General features: G+C 44.5%; 15 protein-coding genes. 11 read left to right on the top strand and 4 right to left on the bottom strand.

Going from position 1 to position 22,245, the window contains the following annotated elements; translation table 11 throughout:
* Positions 1-117: 117 nt before the first annotated feature.
* Positions 118-2,946, top strand: a complete 2,829-nt coding sequence (locus EK374_RS07590; RefSeq protein WP_127021629.1) for a glycosyltransferase — start codon at positions 118-120, stop codon at positions 2,944-2,946.
* A 133-nt stretch (positions 2,947-3,079) separates the two neighbouring features.
* On the opposite strand, the gene EK374_RS07595 is transcribed toward EK374_RS07590, so the two are convergent.
* The 4 genes from EK374_RS07595 to EK374_RS07610 all read right to left on the bottom strand — a co-directional run bounded on the left by EK374_RS07595 (position 3,080) and on the right by EK374_RS07610 (position 8,889).
* Positions 3,080-4,543 carry a methyltransferase domain-containing protein gene (locus tag EK374_RS07595; RefSeq protein ID WP_127021631.1) on the bottom strand — a complete coding sequence of 488 codons (1,464 nt, stop codon included), beginning with the start codon at positions 4,541-4,543 and terminating at the stop codon, positions 3,080-3,082.
* Positions 4,544-4,692: 149 nt separating this feature from the next.
* The gene (locus EK374_RS07600) at positions 4,693-6,882 is read right to left on the bottom strand and encodes a glycosyltransferase family 2 protein (protein ID WP_127021633.1); all 2,190 of its coding nucleotides are present in this window, start codon (positions 6,880-6,882) and stop codon (positions 4,693-4,695) included.
* Positions 6,883-6,884: 2 nt separating this feature from the next.
* A complete protein-coding gene (locus EK374_RS07605; RefSeq protein ID WP_164731840.1) occupies positions 6,885-7,850 on the bottom strand; it encodes a glycosyltransferase family 29 protein in 966 nt (321 codons plus the stop codon).
* Positions 7,843-8,889, bottom strand: a complete 1,047-nt coding sequence (locus EK374_RS07610) for a hypothetical protein (protein ID WP_127021637.1) — start codon at positions 8,887-8,889, stop codon at positions 7,843-7,845. Before EK374_RS07610 ends, EK374_RS07605 begins: the two co-directional genes overlap by 8 nt.
* 297 nt (positions 8,890-9,186) lie before the next feature.
* Here EK374_RS07610 and EK374_RS07615 point away from each other — a divergent pair, with 297 nt between their 5' ends.
* From EK374_RS07615 to rffA, 10 genes are all read left to right on the top strand, one after another.
* Complete coding sequence (locus tag EK374_RS07615; RefSeq protein WP_127021639.1) at positions 9,187-11,226, top strand: capsular polysaccharide biosynthesis protein; 2,040 nt, start codon at positions 9,187-9,189, stop codon at positions 11,224-11,226.
* A 91-nt stretch (positions 11,227-11,317) separates the two neighbouring features.
* Positions 11,318-12,454 carry a non-hydrolyzing UDP-N-acetylglucosamine 2-epimerase gene (wecB, locus tag EK374_RS07620; protein WP_127021641.1) on the top strand — a complete coding sequence of 379 codons (1,137 nt, stop codon included), beginning with the start codon at positions 11,318-11,320 and terminating at the stop codon, positions 12,452-12,454.
* A gap of 507 nt (positions 12,455-12,961) precedes the next feature.
* Positions 12,962-15,763, top strand: coding sequence for a polysaccharide biosynthesis/export family protein (locus EK374_RS07625; RefSeq protein WP_127021643.1), 2,802 nt, complete (start codon positions 12,962-12,964; stop codon positions 15,761-15,763).
* Positions 15,764-15,831: 68 nt separating this feature from the next.
* Positions 15,832-16,761: a Wzz/FepE/Etk N-terminal domain-containing protein gene (locus tag EK374_RS07630; protein WP_127021645.1), complete on the top strand. Its 930-nt coding sequence runs from the start codon at positions 15,832-15,834 to the stop codon at positions 16,759-16,761.
* Positions 16,762-16,788: 27 nt separating this feature from the next.
* A complete protein-coding gene (gene wecC, locus EK374_RS07635; RefSeq protein ID WP_127021647.1) occupies positions 16,789-18,036 on the top strand; it encodes a UDP-N-acetyl-D-mannosamine dehydrogenase in 1,248 nt (415 codons plus the stop codon).
* The gene (gene rfbB, locus EK374_RS07640) at positions 18,033-19,103 is read left to right on the top strand and encodes a dTDP-glucose 4,6-dehydratase (protein WP_127021649.1); all 1,071 of its coding nucleotides are present in this window, start codon (positions 18,033-18,035) and stop codon (positions 19,101-19,103) included. Before wecC ends, rfbB begins: the two co-directional genes overlap by 4 nt.
* Positions 19,103-19,984, top strand: a complete 882-nt coding sequence (gene rfbA, locus EK374_RS07645; protein WP_127021651.1) for a glucose-1-phosphate thymidylyltransferase RfbA — start codon at positions 19,103-19,105, stop codon at positions 19,982-19,984. Before rfbB ends, rfbA begins: the two co-directional genes overlap by 1 nt.
* Positions 19,984-20,526 (top strand): dTDP-4-dehydrorhamnose 3,5-epimerase, encoded by a 543-nt coding sequence (gene rfbC / locus EK374_RS07650; RefSeq protein ID WP_127021653.1) that lies wholly within the window; start codon positions 19,984-19,986, stop codon positions 20,524-20,526. The genes rfbA and rfbC overlap by 1 nt, the downstream gene beginning before the upstream one ends.
* Positions 20,527-20,535: 9 nt before the next feature.
* Entirely contained in the window at positions 20,536-21,111 is a 576-nt protein-coding gene (locus tag EK374_RS07655; RefSeq protein ID WP_127021655.1) for an acyltransferase, read from the top strand.
* Positions 21,092-22,234 (top strand): dTDP-4-amino-4,6-dideoxygalactose transaminase, encoded by a 1,143-nt coding sequence (gene rffA, locus EK374_RS07660; protein ID WP_233280367.1) that lies wholly within the window; start codon positions 21,092-21,094, stop codon positions 22,232-22,234. Before EK374_RS07655 ends, rffA begins: the two co-directional genes overlap by 20 nt.
* Positions 22,235-22,245: the final 11 nt, after the last annotated feature.

Below are 22,245 nucleotides of genomic sequence, written 5' to 3' on the forward strand. Positions count from 1 at the left end.
AACCGATGTATGAATAAAAAAACGAGGTGTCGTATCGCAAAACACCACGGCCCCTACCCATAACCTGTGCTCATCTGGCATACTCTGTCTTTAGTTTAACCACAGGATCCTTCTGGTTTGTCTTCTATTTTATCTTTGGCTACAGCGCAGGAATTACAGCCATATTTTGACGCTTTCTGGTATTTAGAGACTTATCAGGATGTTGCATCTGCAGGCATGGATGCGTGGCAGCATTATCTACAGCACGGTTATGCCGAAAGGCGTTTACCTTGTGCTATTAAAGCTTTAGATCTTGAACAGAAACTGTGGTTTGAAACCGACATAAGAGTGATCACCGAGCTGCAGGAGCTGGCTGCGGGCTTTGGTTTGCAAGCTGAATTTGCGTGTTGGGTTCTAGCCCGTTGGTATGGCAGCTACGGTCGTTGGCAAGACGCTGAATGTTTTAGTGAAAGGTGCGGACTGTCCGGATTCTGCGCTGCTGTGCTTGGGCACGCTGGCCCCTGGCTATTACATGCTTTGGTGTTGTGGCACACAGCTGACAAAGCTCACTACCAGCAGTATGTGCACAAACTACCAGACCAGGTGGCAGGGCATAACAAAGACTTATTGGCTGCTATGGCTCTTCCGGCGTCTGAAGCGCTCAAGCTTTTGAATAGGCTTTGGTCCGCTTATGGTTTGAAGGCAGTGCAAGCGGATTTTTCTCAACCTCTGCTTTTTGATGCTTTGGCTGGGCGTCCTGCCGGGATGATCAGCAAACTATTAAGGCCGTTTCGTACTCATCATCTGGCTTTGCTGACCGTGATTGTGCCTGTGTACAATGCTGGTGCTACAGTGCTTACAGCCTTGCTATCTTTGGCGAATCAGAGTTACGGCAGGCTGGAGGTATTGGTTGTTGATGATGCATCTACGGATGACACAGTGGCTGTGGTGAACAGGTTTTGTGCGAATGATCGCCGGTTTCGTTTAATCCGCCATACTGTCAATCAAGGTGCTTATCGTTGCCGAAACACCGGCTTGCAGCAAGCCAGAGGGGACTATATTACCTGTCATGATGCAGATGACTGGTCTCATCCTGATAAGCTTAAATTGCAGCTGGAGGCTCTTCGACACTCAGATGCATTAGCCTCATTGTCTTATTGGGTCAGAGCGTCTGGTACTCTGGCGTTTTCTCGTTGGCGTATGGAAGACAGTCTGATTTATCCCAATATATCGTCGTTACTTTTTCGCCGTGAGGTGGTTCAGCGCCTTGGCTATTGGGACAATGTGAGGGTAAATGCCGATACCGAGTACATGCGGCGTTTAACCTCTGTGTATGGAGAGGGCGCAGTGATGCACGTAAAAGCCGGCGTGCCGCTGTCATTTGGCCGCAGTACAGAGCAATCTTTGACGCAGCAAAGCCGCACTCATTTACGTACACAATTTTTTGGTGTCAGGCGCTGGTATCAAGACGCTGCTGAGCATTGGCACAGTACTGCTGACACCTTGTATTTGTCTGCCAATCCGGATATGAGGCCCTTTCCTGCGCCTTTGTGCATGCTGGCGTTACCCGCGGATCAAAAGCGCGCTCAGTTGTTGCAACTGCTAAAGCAAAGTCCGCTATTTAACGAACTGTGGTATTTGAGTCGTTATCCAGATATAAGCGCAGCCGGTATGGAAGGTGCAGTGCATTATCTTGAGCATGGTGATGCGGAAGGACGTATACCAGGTCCGGCTTTTGATCCGGCGGCTTACCTTTTGTGGCTGGGCGCCAATACAGATGGTACAGAAAGCCTGTTGCATTGTCTGGAGACTGGCGCAGAGCATTTTTTTCCGCAAGGTACAGTGCTGGCTGGAGCTAAAAGTTACAAGACACAATGGCCAACCGCTGTGGTGTGTGCTCATCAGGCGGGTATACAGTTGTATGGTGCAGAACGAAGTTTGTTGGATGTACTGAAAATGCTGGCTGATGAGCCGCTGAATATCATAGTAACCTTGCCGTCGGCACAAAATTCGGCTTATGTGGCGCAGCTACAGTTGCTCAGTCATCAGGTTGTGGTGTGGCCCTATCAGTGGTGGCGTAACGACAGAGCTGAAGATCAGGAAATAACCGCACAATTCAAACTGCTTTATCAGCGTTTTAATGTGCGGGTGCTGTATCAAAATACGCTGGTGTTGTGGGAAAGTGCTGTTGCGGCGAAGCAGGCGGGCGTTAGGGTTATTACTCATGTGCGGGAGCTTCCTGGTGCGGATCCAGCTTTGTGTGAAGCTTTAGCTGCAACACCCACGCAGATCCGGGACTTTGTCTGGAGTCATTCAGATTATTGCCTGGCCAATTCAGAGGCTACGGCCAGATATCTTGATCATCAAAATGTGCAGGTTATCCCCAACGCTTTTAACGACGGGTTACTACAGCTTGCCCCTGCGGTATTCGACCAACCGCTGAAACTGGCGCTTATCAGCAGCAATATTCGTAAAAAAGGAATAGAGGATTTTTTTCTGTTGGCATTACGACTGCAGCAGTTGTCTGTCCGGGTTGAATGCTGGCTTTATGGTCCTTTCACAGAGGAACTGCAGTTACTGCGTCAACAATGGCCTGAAGCAGTTGTTTATGACGGCGGCTATCTGGCCGATCCATTGCTGGCGCTGGAACACGCTGATATTGTGCTGAACTTGTCACACTTTGAAGAATCATTTGGCCGGACCTTGCTTGAGGGAATGGCTGCTGGACGGGTAGTGATCGCTTACGAGGGCGGCGCTGTTGATGCGTTGATCCGTCATGGCAAAACCGGGTTTATCTGCAAAAAGGGCGATATTGCGGCTGTGGCTCAGTGGATACAGCAGTTAAGTAGCAGCCCTGAACTGTGCCGCCGTGTTGCTGATGCAGCCCGGGCAGAAGCGGTGGCTTTGTATTCTGCTGCCGTAGTTAAACCCAAATTAGTCGAAGCGTTAGGCGGGGGGAGGCCGTAGGGGCGGGTACAAGACCCGCCCCTAAGGTCCCGGCCCGTCCATCTGTAAAGCGGTGTTTTGCGATACAACACCGCGGTGTTTTGCCGATGAAATACCGTGGTTTCGTCGACACGGGCGGGCACAAGGCCCGCCCCTACAGTTTAAAAAATTTAAAAAAGCTGCTTTTGTGTTTTTTGTTTTGTTCGGTCAATTCATTGTTTGGTAATGCTTGCAAGCTTGCTATTACTATGTCGACATTATTAAGGCTGATGCCAATGTCACATTGCTGTTCACCAATAAATGCGTCAAAACTGAAGCCACAGGCTGTTGCGTGCCAGTAATCGGGTATGTCGTCTTCAAACATAGCTGTTAAAGCATCAGGACGGTTTTTGTTGAATTGATGCTCTGTTCTCGTTTCACCACATTGTAAATACACCCGCAGAGGTGTGTCAGGGACTGAAGCTGACAATGCCCAGCCACTTATTCTGACTCTACCGTTGCTGGCAAAAATTTCTCCCATTTGAGGAGAATCCAGATGATAGCCCAGTAATTGTCTGGTTAAAGGGCCTGCATGTCTTTTAACGTTTAATACTGAATGTTTATCCTGCTCAGAGCGTGCAGTTAAAAAATCTTTGTACTGATCGGCGTAAAGGTTTCCTGGCGCACCTGGACTCAGTGATTGATCTATATCCCAGCATAGTTGGACAGGGAAATACCCCTTAGCGAACATGAGCTGAGTGACCTGCGATTTGTATTCGTCCGGCACATAGGAGTCCAGCACCAAATCCTGCTTTTGGGCTAGAGATAGCCATAAGTCGACTACGTCGGGCAGCTGTCCGGTTTCGCATATTTCCTGAACCAACTGGTTTATTGAGGATGATTTATAGTTTTTAGTTATTAAATCCTGCAACGCCGCTGGAACCTGATGTTTTCTTTTGCTGATTTGTGAATAAATAAGATCACCCGACAAAGTCACTACATCTGTTTGCTTAAAAAGTTTGCGGGTGATCGTCGATTTACCAGAACCAGCAGGGGCCATCATCAGATATGCATAGGGTCTTGGTTTGCGAATATGCACGACATAACGCTGAATAGGATCTCCAGCCTGATTTACACTATGGCCAAGCACTTTCCAGGCATAGGGATCTAAAATTTCATGGAGTTTATTTCTGGTCGGAAAAAAACGTTCATCAATAGTACGTTGCACTTTAACAAAGTGACTTTCAGAACCTGAAGCAATACCAAGTTCCAATATCAACACTCCGTCTGGGCTTAGCGAATTTACCAGTTTATGGATAAGGGCAGCCTGGTCTTCGGCATAATGCAGTGCAGATAAATGGGTGATGACATCAAACTGTCCTTCAGGCAATAGATCCCAGGACTGGTTAAAAAATTGAACCTCAGGGAAACGGATTTTTGCTTTTTCTATTGCTTTGGCAGATAAGTCTATACCAATGATTTTTTCAGCGCCTGCATGCAGGGCATAACCACAAAAGAAACCTTCGTTGCAGCCAACGTCAAGAAATGCTTTTCCTTTGAGCTCCGGAATACGTAAACACACCAGCTTTTCAAAAGATTTAGAACTGCCGTTTGTGTTGTCAAAAGACTGGTATTGCATAAACAACCTTTACTTAAAATGTGCGGCCCGTACTTTGCAAAATGAGCGCCGGAACTTTGAATCAGCGGAGTAAGTTCCGGCCCGGGCTGAAGAGATAATGTTTCAAAATTGCCGGTTAAACTAGCATAAATAAAACAGAACCAGAACTTTTATCCTTCGATACCAATACTGAAATCCTCACGTACCCTGGTCAGGTGCAGAGAGTAATGAGGATCGTATTTAAGCTGAGTTTTCCAGGTTCGCTTCATATATTGGATCTCTTTGCGTTCACGTGCCTTTTTTTCCGGCGAATCTTCAGGCCCCCGGCTTTTGGACTCATAGTGGTACAATTCAGCATAAGGTGTCCAGATATGGCGATAGCCTTTGGCACTGAGTTTCAGGCAAAAGTCGACATCATTAAATGCAACCGCCAGATCGGTTTCATTTAAGCCGCCAACCTCCAGATATTTTTCTTTCATGACAACCAGACAGGCAGCTGTTACGGCAGAGTAATTCTGTGTACAGTTGAGCCGCTGCAAATAGCCATCGGATGTTCGCTTATAATTTTTATGTGCATGACCAGCCAGACCCCATAAACCGAGCACAACGCCGCCATGTTGCACAGTGTCGTCAAAATAATACAGTTTGGCACCTACTGCACCTACGCCGGGACGCAAAGCGTGCTGAACCATATCTGTTAACCAATCCGCAGAAATGATTTCAACATCATTGTTTACCATTGCGACAATAGATCCTTTGGCTTCAGACACACCATAGTTATTAATGGCAGAAAAGTTAAAAGGATAGGGATAGTCAACAACCCTGATCCTTGGGTCACTTGTTATAGTGTCAAACCATTGCAGGGTCTGGGGTTCGGAACTTTGATTGTCGATGATTAAAATTTCAAAATGTGGATAGCTGGTATTATCCAAAATACTTTTTATACATTGCTGAAGCACGTCCAACATGTCGCGTGTTGGAATAATGATACTGACCAAAGGTAAAGGTTGTGGGATTTTAAACCTGGCTCTGAAACTGCGATTGGTTTTTCCACGGCCAATGTTGAGCACTTGCTCCTTATCGTTTTGCAAAAAGTCAGACATAGCTTGCTGGATCAGTTCGCGTTTTTCTTTGGAATAGCTACGCTCGTGATTGACGTGACTTTGGTGATAAGTAATAGCAGGCAAATGGTCTATTTGCAGAAACCTGTCGCTGGTTGCTATTTTCCCCACGTTTTGCAAAAGCCACAGGTAGCTGTTTTGCTTAAACCACAACGGATCTTTGGGGTTTTTCAACTGCATCAGCTCAGTGCTTAAAAACACGGCAGGCGCCATATAGTTGGTGGACAAAAAAAGCTCTGGGTTCCAATCTGGCTTAAAAGCGGGTTCTGAACGTTGATGCTCTGCATCGAGCACATCGTGGTCTGTGTAAAGTATTTTTATCTCTGGTTTGTGCATTAGCCTATGTGCACAGAGTTCAAGTGCATCAGGACTTAACTGATCGCCAGCTGCCATTTTTATCACGAACTGATTTTTTTTAAACAAAAAGTCCTGATGGCTTTGCATGATGTCGATACGGGGTTCTGCGTCCAACAAGGGTTGCCATTTTTTATCATCTCTGTTTTGGGTTTCACTGAGCAATAATACCCGCCAATTGGCATAAGACTGTTGACGTATGGAGTTCAGACTTTCCTGCAGAAGTGTGGTTTGCTGCGGAATTTTTATCAGCAGAACAAATTCAAAAGATTTACTTTCCGTTGGCTGCTCGTTTAACAGCTCAAATTTGCGCCTGGTTTCAATCTCTTGTTGCCAGTACTGATAGGGTTCACAGCTAATCAATTGATGTGTTAATAAGTGTTTGTATTCACGTATTAATCTTTCCAGAGCGCCCTGATAGCCAAGCTTACGCCAGCGGGCATAACTTTTGCGGTATATTCTGCTACTTTGAACCGCGTTGGCTTTATCTTTGATGCTGATAAATTTCAGCATTCTGAAAATGGCCGTCGTTGTATTTAGTTGTCTGATGGTGAATTTCAGAACCGGACTGGTCTGCAGTTGTTGTGCTTTAGTCCAGCGTAATTCGAGCTTGGTCAGCGGGTTATGACGGAAAAAAATCAGACTTTTATGCTGTTTATGTTCAGTATGCAGATCGACACCATGAGGATTGTTGTTTTGGTGCAGATAAAAAATGTTTTGTTCGAGAAAACCAGACTGTTCTTTTGCTTCGATCACCACTTCAAACCAACACTGTGATTGGGGTTGAGTACAAAGTAGTAAAATACTTTGGGCGCTCTGCTGGCTGATGCTCCAGTCTGGATTGTCAATAATGAATTCAATAGGTGATAGGGCGTTTAACTTCATAACTACTCTAATCTAAGCTGACTTTGAAACCACGTTTCTTGTAGTTTCCATTCCATGTTCCAATGATGCCGCGCTGATCCTTTATGCGCTGGTAATATGCTGTGGTAGTGTTCCTGGTCAAACTGCTCAGGTGCTGAGAATCCAATTCGTTGAATAACGCTTTTATCCGTAACAAGTGTAAATAGCCAATGCAGTATAAGCAAGCCTGAACTTGGCGGAGCGCCAAGTTGTACGACCAATTCGCGCCAAATGGCTAGTGGGATTTGCACTGTGCTGTTTTGCCCGGTTAAGTGTTGTAGTGCTTTTGTGCTTTTTATCCAGTCTAATATTTCCGGGCCTGACAGCACACAGCACTGTTCGGGAGTCAGTCGTAATGGCGTCTGGCAATCTGGCGCTATTACCCAGTAGGAGATTTTTTTACCTGTGGTCTGCTCAGCTATGGGTTGAGCAAAACAGTGATTAAATCTGAAAACTAATTCATGACTGTCGATAAAGCTGCCAGAGTTGGAGCTGTTTAAACTGGCGGAGTTGCCTACCACAATGATGCTTTTGGCGCGCTGAACGCGTTGTATAAAAGTGTTGCTCAGCTCTTGCATGTTAAGTTGTTGCCGCCTACGCCAGTCGGGGCTTCCGTCAGACAAGTTGGCAAGATGTTGGTAGCGGAAGGCTCTTATCCCATACATGGCCTGAAACCAGCGAAATGGGAAGGGAAATAAGGTGTAGCGCATTAGTTTGTTGTGTTGCCTTGGCGTAACCGGATAGCCGAAAGCCCTGCGACATGACAAGTAGTCTACATAATCCCTCAGTTGGCCAGTATGCAAGTACAACAGGCGATGGCGCCAGACTGTGGTCAGGTTATAGCAGCCTTGACGCAGCAATTGCCGGTTTTTGCTTCTGAAGGTACGGCGGTTTCGCAATTCAATGCGTAAGGCTTGGTACTCTGGCTTTTGACGAAACGGACTAAACATTTGTTGCGGATCCATCAGGCATCAACCAATTCACGAACTGTCGGGCAGATTGAAGCACAGCCGGAGTATCAGGACTGTGCTGATAGTCTGAACGCTTGACTGGTTGGCTGATCAAAAGTTTTAGGCTGTTGTACCAGTCTTGTTCGCTATGCATAACTTTATAGCTGCGCTCTGGCAAATGAGCCAGGTCTGGCAAGCTTGAGGATAACGTAGGTATGCCAAAGAAACTTGCTTCTATGACTTTGAGTGCAGATTTATGTTGGTTGAAAAAGGTTTGTTCCAGCGGCAATAAGTTGATGTGGGATTTTGTTACCACTTGAGCATAATTGGAAAATGCTACTTTTTCAGTCTGTATGAGTTGTTGTTCATTTAGCTTCAACTTTGTTTGTAATGGCCCGGTGATCACTAACTTTAACTGAGCATTTTCTGCAAAAATCTGCTCCAGTGGTGCTGTGATTTGTTGGAAATCACGATCATGGCTGCGTGTACCAGGCCAATAACTGATCAAACAAGGCGTTGCGATGTCTTCTTGCTGTTGAGGCGCTAATGTATGCCAGTGTAGATGCACCGCATTGTGCAGCACCATTGTATTGGCTTGAGGCAGAACTTCTTTCAGCCGTTGTTGTAGTTCGGTGGTGGATACGCTGATGTAGCGGAACAATTTAAGTGCATTCATATTCTTTTTGAAAGCAGCTGCTGTAACCCGTTTAGAAACGAGTTGGTTGCGAACGCCAGGACTAAACTCAGCCCAATCCGGATGGAAGATCAGATCGTCAACATCTGCGACCAAAATGCTGCCATTTTTCGCCAGACGTTGCAGCTTGTAAGATAAAAACAGCCTGTAGTTGGGGCGGTGGAACAGAATAATTTGACTGGGTTCAGAGATTTGTAATTCAGAGTAATGCAGAAATTTGACCTGGCACCCCAGAGACTGCAAGGCCAGACCTAAGTTTTCACAGCGGTAAATAAATGAAGGATCCTGTCTGTAGAGTGCGGGGTTTTTATTGCATGCAACAAAGGTAACTGAAAGCAGTTTCAAATGTTTTATCCCTGAAAAGTCTAAATGACACCGTGGTATCGTCAAAACGGGCGGGGGCGAGCCCCGCCCCTACGGATTTTTATTCAAACATCGGTTTTCACCGTAGGGGCCGAGGCTTGTCCCGGCCCGTCTATCTATACCGCAGTGTTACATCTGTGATGCACACCGTGGTGTCATTAGACGGGAGGTGGCAAGCCCCACCCCTACAATTCGCTATCCAAACAAAATGCGCTGTTCTAGCCCGATTTTCTGCATAATAGTATAGTATCAGCCCAGTTTGAACTGCTGTTGCAGCTTATGGATTATAAAATAGCTAAACTAACCAATCATTTATCTGAAAGCGGAACTGTATTGTCTGTTTCGCGTACTATCGCAAAAATACCAGGGTTATCGGCATTTATTGGCGCCCCTGTGCTTTGTTCGTTAGCAAGCCTTTTTGAACGTAATAATGCGACGGCAGTACTAGCTTGGGGACGAAAATCTACAGCCAGAAGGGCTGAACTGCTCGCTAAAATACTTACGTTACCCCTATTGCGCCTTGAAGATGGTTTTTTGCGCTCCACTGGCCTCGGTCATACCCAACCTTATTCCATGGTGCTGGATGACATCGGCATTTATTACGACGCTAGCTTGCCTTCCAGGCTTGAACTGCAAATTCAGCAAGAACTGAATGACTCTGAGCGCGAGCGGGCAAAAAGATTGCAGCAGCTTTGGCGGGTAAGTAGGGTATCCAAATACAACCATGCGCCTGAATTGTGTAATGTTGAACAGCCTTTTGTGCTGGTGGTTGACCAGACATGGGGGGACGCATCTGTTCATTACGGGCTAGGCTCTGCAACAAGTTTTTCATTGATGCTGGAGCAGGCGCTGCAGTTGTATCCGCAGCATAAAGTGGTGGTAAAGGTTCATCCCGACGTAGTGGCAGGAAAAAAACGTGGTTATTTTGCGCTTGAGGACCTGCGAGCAAATTCACGTATTGTGGTGCTGGCTCATGATGTTCATCCTCCGGCGCTTCTGGAAAAAGCTGCAGCAGTTTTTACTGTGACATCCCAGCTTGGTTTTGAGGCCTTGTTATGGGGCTGCACTGTTCATTGTTTTGGCATGCCGTTTTACGCTGGTTGGGGGTTGACCCATGACTATTTGCCAGCGCCTTCTCGCCGGAAAGCAGTCAGTTTGGAACAATTGATTCATGCCGCTTTAGTTGATTATCCAAGGTACCTGGATCCCCTTCAGTTGCAACCCTGCCAAGCTGAGCAATTGATCAGTTATTTAGCAGCAGTCAGAACCGAGCTTACTGCCCGGCAACAGAATGCTGCAGAAAGTTTCAACCAAACTTGGGTTGCATTTCAGATGCCGCTTTGGAAGCGCAGGTTTTTACAAAGCTTTTTAGCTGGCAAGCCTTTACAGTTTATTGAGGATGCAACGAAGATCCCTGCGGATGCCAAGGTATTGGTGTGGGGAATGAAGGATGTGTCTCATCTCAATTCCAGCCAGATCTGTAGAGTGGAAGACGGATTTGTGCGATCGATTGGACTTGGAGCTGAACTCCGGTCGCCTTTGTCATGGGTGATTGATCAAAGCGGTATTTATTACGACGCAACTCAGGCTTCCGAACTGGAACTTCAGTTACAAAACCTTGAGTTAACAGAGCAGCAGCTAAAACGGGCAGCATTGCTAAGAGATTATTTGCTGACATTCGGTGTAACAAAATACAATTTAACAAAGGTGCAATGGCGCAGGCCACAAAGGGCGGCCCCGGTGATTTTAGTCGTGGGGCAGGTTGAAACTGATGCGTCAATCCGTTTAGGCAGCCCTGTAGTTACCAGCAATGGGGCTTTGTTACAAAAAGTCAGGGCGCTATATCCCCAGCATTATATTGTTTACAAACCTCACCCTGATGAAGTGGCTGGTTTAAGGCAGCAAAGCCATGAGGCTGCAGAGTTTTTCCGCTATTGCGATGAAATAGTGGCTGATGCCTCTATACTGTCGCTGATCGAACAAGTGGACCAAATTCATGTGATGACCTCTCTTGCTGGCTTTGAAGCCCTGATCCGGGGCAAAGAAGTACATTGTCACGGTATGCCTTTTTATGCAGGTTGGGGGCTGACTGTTGATTATCTAAGTTGCTCCAGACGGCAACGCCTATTGACTGTGGATGAGCTTATTTATATTGCACTGATCCGTTACGCTAAGTATCTTAGCCCGCAGTCTGGACAGATGGCAGAGCCAGAACAAGCGATTAGAGAGCTATCAGAGCGTGCAAAGGTCATTAAACTCAATGGCTTTTTGCAAAGATTCAGGCGTTTGATGGTGCGGACTTTTATCGGTGCTCACTAAGGGTTTCAGTTGCTGTTCAGCAACAGCTTTTTAAGCTGGTGTTATATAGATAGCTTTTGGTTTTTTCAGTTATAAATTAAATGGAATACGTATGATTAAAGTGTTGAGTGTGTTTGGTACCAGGCCTGAAGCTATCAAAATGGCCCCTCTGGTCAATTTGCTGAAACAAACTGAAGGTATTGAAAGTAAGGTCTGTGTAACAGGACAACACAGGGAAATGCTGGATCAGGTGTTGAAGCTGTTTAACATTGTGCCGGACTATGATCTGGCAATTATGAAAGCTGGCCAGGATTTATACGACGTGACCACTAGTATTTTGCTGAATATTAAGCCTGTGCTGCGTGATTTTAAACCGGACATAGTGCTGGTGCACGGTGATACCAGCACCACTTTTGCTGCTGCTTTAGCCTGTTACTATGAAAAAACGGCGGTAGGCCATGTAGAAGCAGGGTTGCGCACCGGCAATATCTATAGCCCATGGCCGGAAGAAGCAAACCGCAAATTAACAGGTGCCTTAACAAAACTGCATTTTGCGCCAACTGACACCTCAAAACAAAATCTGCTGAATGAAAACATCGATGCTGCGGGCATTGTTGTCACTGGCAATACAGTGATCGATGCTTTACATCAGGTTGTGGCAAAAATTGACGCCGATGCTGATTTAACAAAAAACTTTGAACAACAGTTCCCATATGGCTTAAATGGCCGTCGCTTGGTGTTAGTGACAGGTCACCGACGTGAAAGTTTTGGTGGTGGCTTTGAGCAAATTTGCGCCGGCCTGAAACAAATCGCTCAGCAATTCCCAGACACTGATGTGGTTTACCCAGTGCACTTAAATCCTAATGTACGTGAACCTGTATTCCGTTTGCTAAGTGACACATCCAATGTGCATTTAATAGAGCCGCAGGACTATTTGCCTTTTGTATATCTGATGAGCCGCAGCACAGTGGTGCTTACGGACTCGGGCGGTATACAGGAAGAAGCGCCGTCTCTGGGGAAGCCAGTGCTTGTTATGCGCGATACCACCGAGCGTCCTGAAGCTGTTGCTGCCGGTACAGTTAAATTGGTTGGAACAGATGCGGATGTGATAGTGCGCGAAGTCAGCCGCTTGTTAACGGACAAAGCCTACTATGAACAAATGAGTTTCGCCCATAACCCTTATGGTGATGGCAAGGCTTGTGCACGTATTATTGATACGATTAAGGCAACGCTGACAGTTAACAAATAAAAAACGTGGTGTTGTATCGCAATACACCGCGGTGCAGATGGACGGGCCGGGACAAGCCGCGGCCCCTACGGTTAAAAACCGTTGTTTGAATAAAAAAACGAGTAGGGGCGGGCCTTGTGCCCGCCCGTCTAATGGTACCGCGGTGTTGATGGGCCTTGTGCCCGCCCGTCTAATGGTACCGCGGTGTTTGCAACCCATGCATACAACAGCCCGGCAGATACATCAAAATCGGAATTTTTATGGACAAGCCTTCTTGAATTGGCTAAAGTCGCGTCCGGTTTTTTGAGGTAAAGAACCGTAAGGACTTTAAGCAATGGATATGCGGAATTATTCTTCAGTGTTTCTCCGTAACCCCTTGTTTATTAAGTCGCTCAAAGTAACCGCAGCTGAATGCACAGATAAATAGACGCTCGTGCCTGTTATTTTTGCTTGGAAAGGCGAATAAAGCAGGTAAACTAATGCGCGTATTGAACAGCTAAAATAACAGTTAATGATTGGAGTTCCAGGGTGCTTAAAGGTTTAAAAGCTTGTTTTATTGCTGCTTTTTTTACAGCGTTGCCTGTATGTGCAGTGACGCCTTCGCCAGCTATGATAGCTCAATTTCAAAAACTTCCACCAGCAGAACAACAGCGATTAGCGAAGCAGTACGGTGTAACTTTGCCCGCTGGAATGGGCGGGGCTTCAAAGAACCAACAAGCTGAGTCAGAAGTATTAGTGCCGCAGCAACAAAAGGTTGCTTTTGACGAGATGGCCCTGGCACAAGTTGAACCTAAAGAAAGCGACCCGTCAAAACAGCGTTTTGGCCTGAATATGTTTAATTCGCAGGTCAGTACTTTTGCACCTGTGGACAATGGCCCTGTTCCTGACAATTATCGTCTGGGTCCTGACGACATTATTTTATTACAATTATTTGGTAAACAAAGTGCTGAGCATGAATTGCTCATCAGTCGCACTGGTGAAGTGAATCTGCCAGAAATTGGCCCTTTAACAGTTTCTGGTTTAAGTCTGAAGCAAGCTTCTGCGTTGATTATCTCCAGAGTAAAAGAAGCAATGATAGGTGTAGATGCAACCGTAAGTATGGGCAAGCTGAGAACTATTAACGTGATGGTCGCAGGCGAGGCAAAAACACCAGGCATGTACGCTGTATCTGCAATGACAACGGTAACTCAAACTCTATATGTTGCAGGTGGTGTCTCTGATATCGGCAGCTTACGGGATATTCAGGTAAAACGTGCAGGTCAGACGGTGGGGCACTTTGACTTATATAACCTGTTATTACGCGGTGATAGCTCTGCTGATGTGCAACTTCAGCATGGCGATGTAGTCTTTATTGCTCCAATGAGTGCTTCTGTTGAAGTAGCAGGTGCAGTAAAACGCCCGGCGCTGTATGAAGTAAAATCGGGCGAAACTATTGACCAACTGCTTGCTATGGCAGGAGGGGCCAGCGCAGGCGCTTATCCACAGTCTGTAGTGTTAGAGCGCTTTAATAGCTATAACTTACGTGATTTATTAAATCTTGATTTAACCAATAAAGTAAATAGACAAATGGCACTGCGTGACGGTGACGTTCTGCGTTTACCTGAAACTTCGCCACGTATTGAGAATGTGGTAACTATTGCAGGCGCTGCGGTACGTCCAGGCCATTATTCCTGGCAGCAAGGGATGAAAGTAAATGATTTAATCAAATCATTCTGGGCTGATTTGCATATGACAGCTGATCTTGACTACGCATTAGTTGTCCGGGAAATTAATAAAGCTGGTGATGTAAAAGTACTGCAGTTTAGTCTTGCAAACTCCATCAATGATGCCAACAGTTCAGACAACCTGTTATTGAAACCACGCGATTTAGTACTGGTATTCAACCACGCCAATGAATTTACTCATCGAGACGCCATTAACGCTTATTTACGTGAAAAGCTGATTGAACGGAACAGTCTGAATGAGGATATGCGTTGGGCTGGTACTGAAGATTTGTCCACAGTGGGTTTTAACAATTTGCTGCTTGATGCAAACCAGCAGAAACAGAGTGCTAACGCTGCTGGCAAATCAGGATCAATTGCAGGGCAGAGTATTGTCGATAGAGCGCAAGCAGATAGCTCTGGTGCACAGTTAACCGAAGGTGGCCGCACACAGCTTAGGGAAGCCGTTAGCCAAAATGCACTGCCGGAAATCATGAGTGATGTGATGAAACGTTTGTATCATGACAAAGAGCTGCTTGCATTGTCTGCCAGTTTTAACAGAACAGAGCTGTTGTATCCACTTTTAGCTAAGTTAAAAGCACAATCACGCAGCGGCCAAACTGTCAATGTTGTTCGGGTTGGCGGCGAAGTAAGGGTTCCAGGCGAATATCCACTGGCTGAAAACGCAAAAGTAAAACAACTTGTTTCTGCTGCAGGTGGTGTAACAGACGCTGCCTATTTAGGCCGGGCAGAATTAACACGGGCAGTGAGTGTTGATGCGCATAGCAATGGCGTGCAGGTAGAAAACATCGCTGTGGATCTGCAGGGTGCCTTAGCAGGCTCCAATGATATTGCACTACAAAGCCGTGACCGATTAAACGTATTCCCAATTCCAGATTGGAATATTGATAACACCATCGAAATTCGTGGGGAAGTGAAATTCCCAGGTCGTTATACCATTCAACGTGGCGAAATGTTGTCTGACATTATCGCCCGAGCTGGTGGCTTAAGTCGTAACGCTTTTACGCAAGGCGTAGTCTACACCCGCGAAAGTGTGAAAGAGCGCGAGCGTTTACAACTGAAAAAGTTAATTGAACAGTTGCGTGCCGACATCGCCAGTAAAAGTCTCTCAGAGCAGGGCATGACGACATCGCCACAAGACGCCCTGTTAATGATCGGTCAAATTGAAAATCAACCTCCTGTAGGCCGGTTAGTATTGGATATGCCAGCCATTTTGGCCGGTGAGCCAGAAGCCGATATTCAGGTAGAGAATGGCGATTTATTTTATATCCCAAGAATGGATAGCACCGTCTCTATAGTGGGTGAAGTGCAGCATGCTAGCAGCCACAGATACAAAGCAGGGCTCACCGTTGACGATTATCTGGCATTGGCTGGTGGTTTAAGAAAACGAGCTGACTCTGAGCGTGTTTACGTGATTAAAGCCAACGGTTCAGTGGTAATTCCACAGCAAAATGGTTGGTTCGCAGTTAAATCCGAAACTCTGGAACCTGGTGACACTATTATTGTTCCAGTGGATACTGAATATAAAGATAGCTTGTCAATATGGACAGCAGTAACACAAATATTCTTTCAATCAGCTGTAGCTATCGCAGCCATTAACTCATTTTAATCGTCACGCAAACGATGGGTGACCTCATGTCGTTTGCGCACGTTCAAGCAGAATGGATATCAATTCATATGACCGAAATTAAAGGTCTGGTTGCACCAGAAGAAACCGACTTGAAAGAATATTTGGTTCAAATATTACGTTATAAATACTTAATTTTTGGTATATCGATTAGTTTTGCCCTTGTTGTAGCTATTGGTTCTTTATTTTTGCCTAACGTTTATCGGGCAGAGACTATATTAGCACCTGTAGCAGATAATAGTGCCTTAAAAGTTCCTGGCCAATTAGGCAGTCTTGCGGCTCTTGCCGGCGTAAATTTAGGCGGCTTAGATGGAGGTGGAAAGTCAGTGCTGGCGCTCGAACTACTGAAATCCCGTGATTTTATTATTCGTTTTATTGATCAGCATAAATTACTTGTCCCTCTTATGGCGGCGAAAGGTTGGGATCAGAATCAGGATAAAGTCATTATAGACGCTGACGAGTACAACGAAGAGAGCAAGATTTGGGTTCGTGATGTGAAAGCCCCTATTAAGCCTGAGCCTTCAATGCAGGAAGCTTATGAAGAGTTCAAAGATATATTTGCGGTCAGTCAGGATAAAATGACTAGTATGGTGAAAATATCCATCGAACATGTGTCTCCAAATGTTGCTCGAGATTGGGTTTTGCTTTTGACTAAAGACATTAACAATGAAATGAAGCAACGTGATTTAATTGAAGCAGAACAAAGTATCCGCTACCTCAATGAACAAATTGCGCAAACGAATATATCTGAGATTAAGACAATGTTGTTTTCATTGGTAGAAGAACAAACCAAAACGATAATGTTGGCAAATGTGCGTGATGAGTATGTGTTCAAAACTATAGATCCTCCGCTTGCTCCAGAGAAAAAAATTAAGCCAGCCAGAGCATTATTGGTTGTATTAGGCTTTTTGTTGGGATTCTTTCTAACGGCTTTTTTTGTGATTTTTCGCATGTCCATGAGAACTGAAAAGTCTGCTTAAGATTATAACGATTTGAGGTATTAAAGGATGTTTAAGTCTGTTTCCGTTATTGGCTTGGGTTATATTGGCCTGCCTACTGCAGCAGTGTTTGCCACTCACAACATTAAAGTTATTGGCGTTGATGTGAACCAGAAAGCGGTAGATACGATTAATGCGGGTAAAATTCATATCGTAGAACCTGAGTTGGATGTCGCTGTTCATGCCGCTGTTAAGGCAGGTTATTTGACTGCAACTACAATACCGCAAAAAGCGGATGCTTTTATTGTGGCTGTTCCTACGCCATTTAAAGGCGAAAATCATGAACCTGATTTGAGTTATATAGAATCTGCTGCCAGAGCTATTGCTCCCGTTCTTGAACATGGAAATTTGGTTATTCTCGAATCTACTTCACCAGTAGGTGCAACTGAACAAATGGCTGCCTGGCTTGCAGAATGCAGACCTGATTTAAGTTTTCCTCAGTCAGCTGGTATTGCTTCAGATATCAGGGTTGCACATTGTCCTGAACGTGTATTGCCAGGGCAAGTCATGAGAGAACTATTGGAAAATGACCGTGTGATTGGTGGAATGACGCCTGCTTGCTCTGAGGCCGCTGTTGCTTTGTATAACACTTTTGTTCAAGGTGAGTGTGTAGTTACAAATGCTCGTACCGCCGAGATGGCTAAGTTAACAGAAAATAGTTTCAGAGACGTAAATATCGCTTTTGCCAATGAACTGTCCTTGATTTGCGATGATTTGGAAATCAATGTTTGGGAGTTGATCCGTTTAGCGAACAGACATCCAAGGGTGAAAATTTTGCAACCAGGGCCCGGCGTTGGAGGCCATTGTATTGCTGTTGACCCTTGGTTTATCGTCAGTAAATCACCGCAACTAGCCAGATTGATCAGAACGGCGCGCGAAGTTAACGATAGCAAGCCTGTTTGGGTGTTGGATCAAGTGAAACAAAAGGTTGCAGACTATCTTATTGCAAACCCTGAAAAAACAGTGAAAGAACTGACCATTGCCTGTTACGGATTGGCGTTTAAACCTGACATCGACGATTTACGTGAAAGCCCGGCGCTTGAAATTTCAAAACAGCTTTCAGCTATTTATCCGAATTGCGTTTGGGTAGAACCAAACATTGACGAGTTGCCGGAAAAGCTTGCATCAAACTCGTTAGTCAGTCTTGAGCATGCGCTTACTAATGCCAATGTACATCTGTTACTGGTGGACCATAAAGACTTTAAACAAGTAAGACCTAATGGTTTGGTTATTGATACGAAGGGGATTTGGTTGTGAAAATATTGGTAACAGGCGGCGCAGGCTTTATTGGTTCAGCAGTAGTTCGCCATATTATTCAAAATACAAACTGCAGCGTGATCAATGTTGATAAGCTAACATATGCTGGAAATCTGTCATCTATCGCGCAGGTGAGCGAATCTGATCGGTATTGCTTCGAACAAGTAGACGTTTGTGATTCAAAAGAATTATCCAGAGTCTTTGCAGAACATCAACCTGATGCTGTGATGCATTTGGCGGCAGAAAGCCATGTAGACCGTTCCATCGATGGACCCTCAGCCTTTATCGAAACTAACATTGTAGGGACTTACACTTTGCTGGAAGTAGCCCGAGTTTATTGGAAAGGGTTATCTGAGGTTCGTCAAGCCACATTCAGATTTCACCATATTTCAACAGATGAAGTTTATGGCGATTTACACGGTACTGATGACTTGTTTACCGAGACTACGCCTTACGCCCCAAGCAGCCCTTATTCTGCCAGCAAAGCAAGTAGTGATCACCTGGTGAGAGCGTGGCATCGAACTTATGGCTTGCCTGTTGTGGTTACTAATTGTTCGAATAACTATGGTCCTTACCATTTCCCTGAAAAACTGATACCGCTAATTATCCTCAATGCTTTGGCTGGAAAGCCATTACCAGTGTACGGCAAGGGAAATCAAATCAGGGATTGGTTGTACGTCGAAGATCATGCTCGCGCTTTGTACCATGTTGTGACAAAAGGTGAAGTTGGCGAAACCTACAATATTGGTGGCCACAATGAGAAACAAAATATTGAAGTTGTGCATAGTATTTGCGACCTACTAGAAGAATTACAGCCTGAAAAGCCATTGGGAATGAAACATTACAGAGAGTTAATTACCTTTGTTACCGACCGTCCTGGCCATGATCTAAGGTATGCAATTGACGCCTCTAAAATTAAAAATTGTTTAGGCTGGACACCAGATGAGACTTTTGAGAGCGGTCTTCGTAAAACTGTCCAATGGTATCTTCAGAATTCAGCCTGGTGGCAAGCTGTGTTAGATGGTTCATATAAATTGGAACGCTTAGGACAAGGGGAGGTGAGCTGATGGCCATTGCAAAAGGTATAGTTTTAGCTGGCGGCTCAGGCACTAGGTTGCACCCTATTACTTTGGGTGTTTCTAAACAAATGCTGCCAATTTACGACAAGCCAATGATTTATTACCCATTGTCTGTATTGATGTTAGCAGGTATTCGCGAAATATTAATTATTTCAACACCAGATGACCTGCCTGCATTTCAGCGCATGCTTGGTGATGGTAGCCAGTTTGGTGTAAGTTTGAGTTATGCCGTGCAACCTAGCCCTGATGGCCTTGCGCAGGCATTTTTAATAGGTGAAGAATTCATCGGGTCTGGTCATGTGGCCTTAGTACTTGGTGACAACATTTTTTATGGCCAACATTTTAGTGATAAGTTAAAAGATGCTGTCAACCGTGATTCGGGCGCAACTATATTTGGTTATCATGTGACAGACCCGGAACGATTTGGCGTGGTTGAATTTGATAAGGAAGGTCGAGCCTTATCAATAGAGGAAAAACCTGCTCAGCCAAAATCACATTATGCGGTGACCGGACTTTATTTTTATGACAATGATGTCATCGAAATTGCTAAATCCATAAAGCCTTCTGCTCGCGGTGAACTAGAAATAACAGATATAAACACCGCATATTTACAGCGTGGCGATCTGAACGTGTCTTTGTTAGGCCGTGGATTCGCCTGGCTTGACACTGGAACTCATGATTCCTTGCTGGAAGCTGGACATTTTGTGCAAACGATTGAATCCAGACAAGGATTGAAAGTGGCTTGCCTTGAAGAAATTGCGTTCAGAAATGGCTGGATAAGTGAAAGTCAGTTATTGAACCAGGCTGAATACCTGAGAAAGACGGGTTATGGTGCTTATCTGAAGAAACTGGCAGACGGAGTCGTGTGATGAAAGTGTCGCATACCAAACTAAAAGACTGTTTGATTATTGAACCAAAAGTGTTTGGTGATGATCGTGGTTTTTTTTTAGAAACATTTCAAAGTGACCGTTATGCTGAGTTGGCACAAATTGATTTGCCTTTTGTGCAAGATAACTACTCCCGCTCGATAGAAGGCGTTTTACGGGGACTGCATTTTCAGAAAACTAAACCTCAAGGTAAGCTTGTCAGAGTGGTGAGAGGCGAAGTCTTTGATGTTGCAGTTGATATTCGTCCTGATTCTCCTACCTACGGACAATGGGAGGGCGTTATTTTATCAGAACAAAACAAGCTTCAATTTTGGGTGCCTCCGGGCTTTGCACATGGTTTTTTAGTGCTATCTGACATTGCAGATTTTGAATACAAGTGCACTGATTTTTATGATCCCAAAGACGAGGGCGCAATTCGCTGGGACGATCCTGATTTAAATATCCAATGGCCAAAAGTCGATAATTTGATATTAAGCGAAAAAGATAAAAATGGTGCTTTATTCAGTAACTATAAATTTTATTAGTGGAGCATTATGGCATACCTATCTCAAAATGAAATTAATGCAATGGGTTTTGCATCAGTAGGTCGTAACGTAAAAATAAGTGACAAAGCAGCGATTTATAACCCAGAAACTATAAAGATCGGAGATAACTCTCGTATAGACGATTTTTGTATTATCTCCGGGCTTGTTGAAATTGGTAGATATTGCCATATCACTCCAATGTGCTTAGTTGCAGGAGGTATTCCAGGTGTTTATTTGTCTGATTTCTCAACATTAGCTTACGGTGTAAAGGTTTTCGCTCAAAGTGATGATTACACTGGCGAAACAATGACAAACTCGCTAATACCCAAAAAATTTAAAAATGAAAAATTTGAGCCTGTGTATATTTGTCGGCATGTAATCATAGGCGCAGGGTCAGTGATTTTTCCTGGCGTGGTTATAGCTGAAGGGTGCGCTATTGGTTCAATGACTTTAGTTAATCGAAGCACAGAAGACTGGGGTATCTATACAGGAATCCCTGCAAAGCGAAAGTCCAATCGAAGTAAAAATTTACTAAATTTAGAAAAAATATTTTTTCAGAGTGAAGATGAAAATGATCCCATTTAATAAGCCTTTGATGCATGGAAAAGAACTAGTGTATATCACCGATTCAGTATCTTCAGGAAAAATTTCAGGAGACGGAAAATACACAAAAAAATGTCACACTTTCTTTGAAAGTCGTTATGGTTTTGAAAAGGCATTATTGACTACGTCATGCACTGATGCGTTAGAAATGGCAGCAATTCTTCTTGATATTCGGCCCGGCGATGAAGTGATTGCACCCTCGTTTACCTTTGTTTCTACAGTGAATGCGTTTGTATTGAGAGGGGCGAAAGTAATTTTTGCCGATAGTTATAACGATAACCCTAACATAGACCCGTTATTGATAGAACCGTTAATAACTGAAAATACAAAAGCGATAATTGTTGTCCACTACGCTGGCGTAGCATGTGATATGGATCATATTATGGCTATTGCCAAAAAGCACTGCATATCTGTTGTGGAAGACGCAGCTCAGGCGATAGACTCATATTACAAGGGCACACCATTAGGTAAAATAGGCAAATTTGGCACTTTTTCATTTCATGAAACAAAAAATATCATTTCAGGTGAGGGGGGGCTGCTTACTGTTAACGATCAAGAATACGTGAAACGTGCTGAAATCGTCAGAGAGAAAGGAACCAATAGGAGCTCTTTTTTTAGAGGCGAAGTTGATAAATATGGCTGGGTAGATTTAGGCTCGTCATTTCTTCCTTCAGATATCATAGCTGCCTATCTATATGCTCAACTCGAAAACATAGAAGATATACAAGGCAAAAGGTTGAAACTTTGGAATTTATATTTTCAAGAGCTCAGCCACTTGGAGGTCGATGGGTTTATAAAATTACCTGTAACGCCTTCGTATGCCACCAATAATGCACATATGTTTTACATAGTATGTGCAAGCCTGGAGGTGAGAAGTTCGTTAATACAGTTTTTAAAGGATAACGAGGTTTCCTCAGTATTTCATTATATATCTTTGCATAAAAGTCCTTATTATACTAGTCTGCACGATGGCCGAGACCTTCCTAATTGTGACAAATTTAGTGATTGTTTACTAAGGTTGCCTATGTTCTATGATTTAACTAATGAGGAAGTTTTAAAAATTTGCAATCTTATAGCATCTTTTTTCTCAGAAGAAAGATTTTGATATCTCTCCAT

The sequence above is a fragment of the Rheinheimera mangrovi genome (assembly GCF_003990335.1).
GTDB lineage: Bacteria > Pseudomonadota > Gammaproteobacteria > Enterobacterales > Alteromonadaceae > Pararheinheimera > Pararheinheimera mangrovi.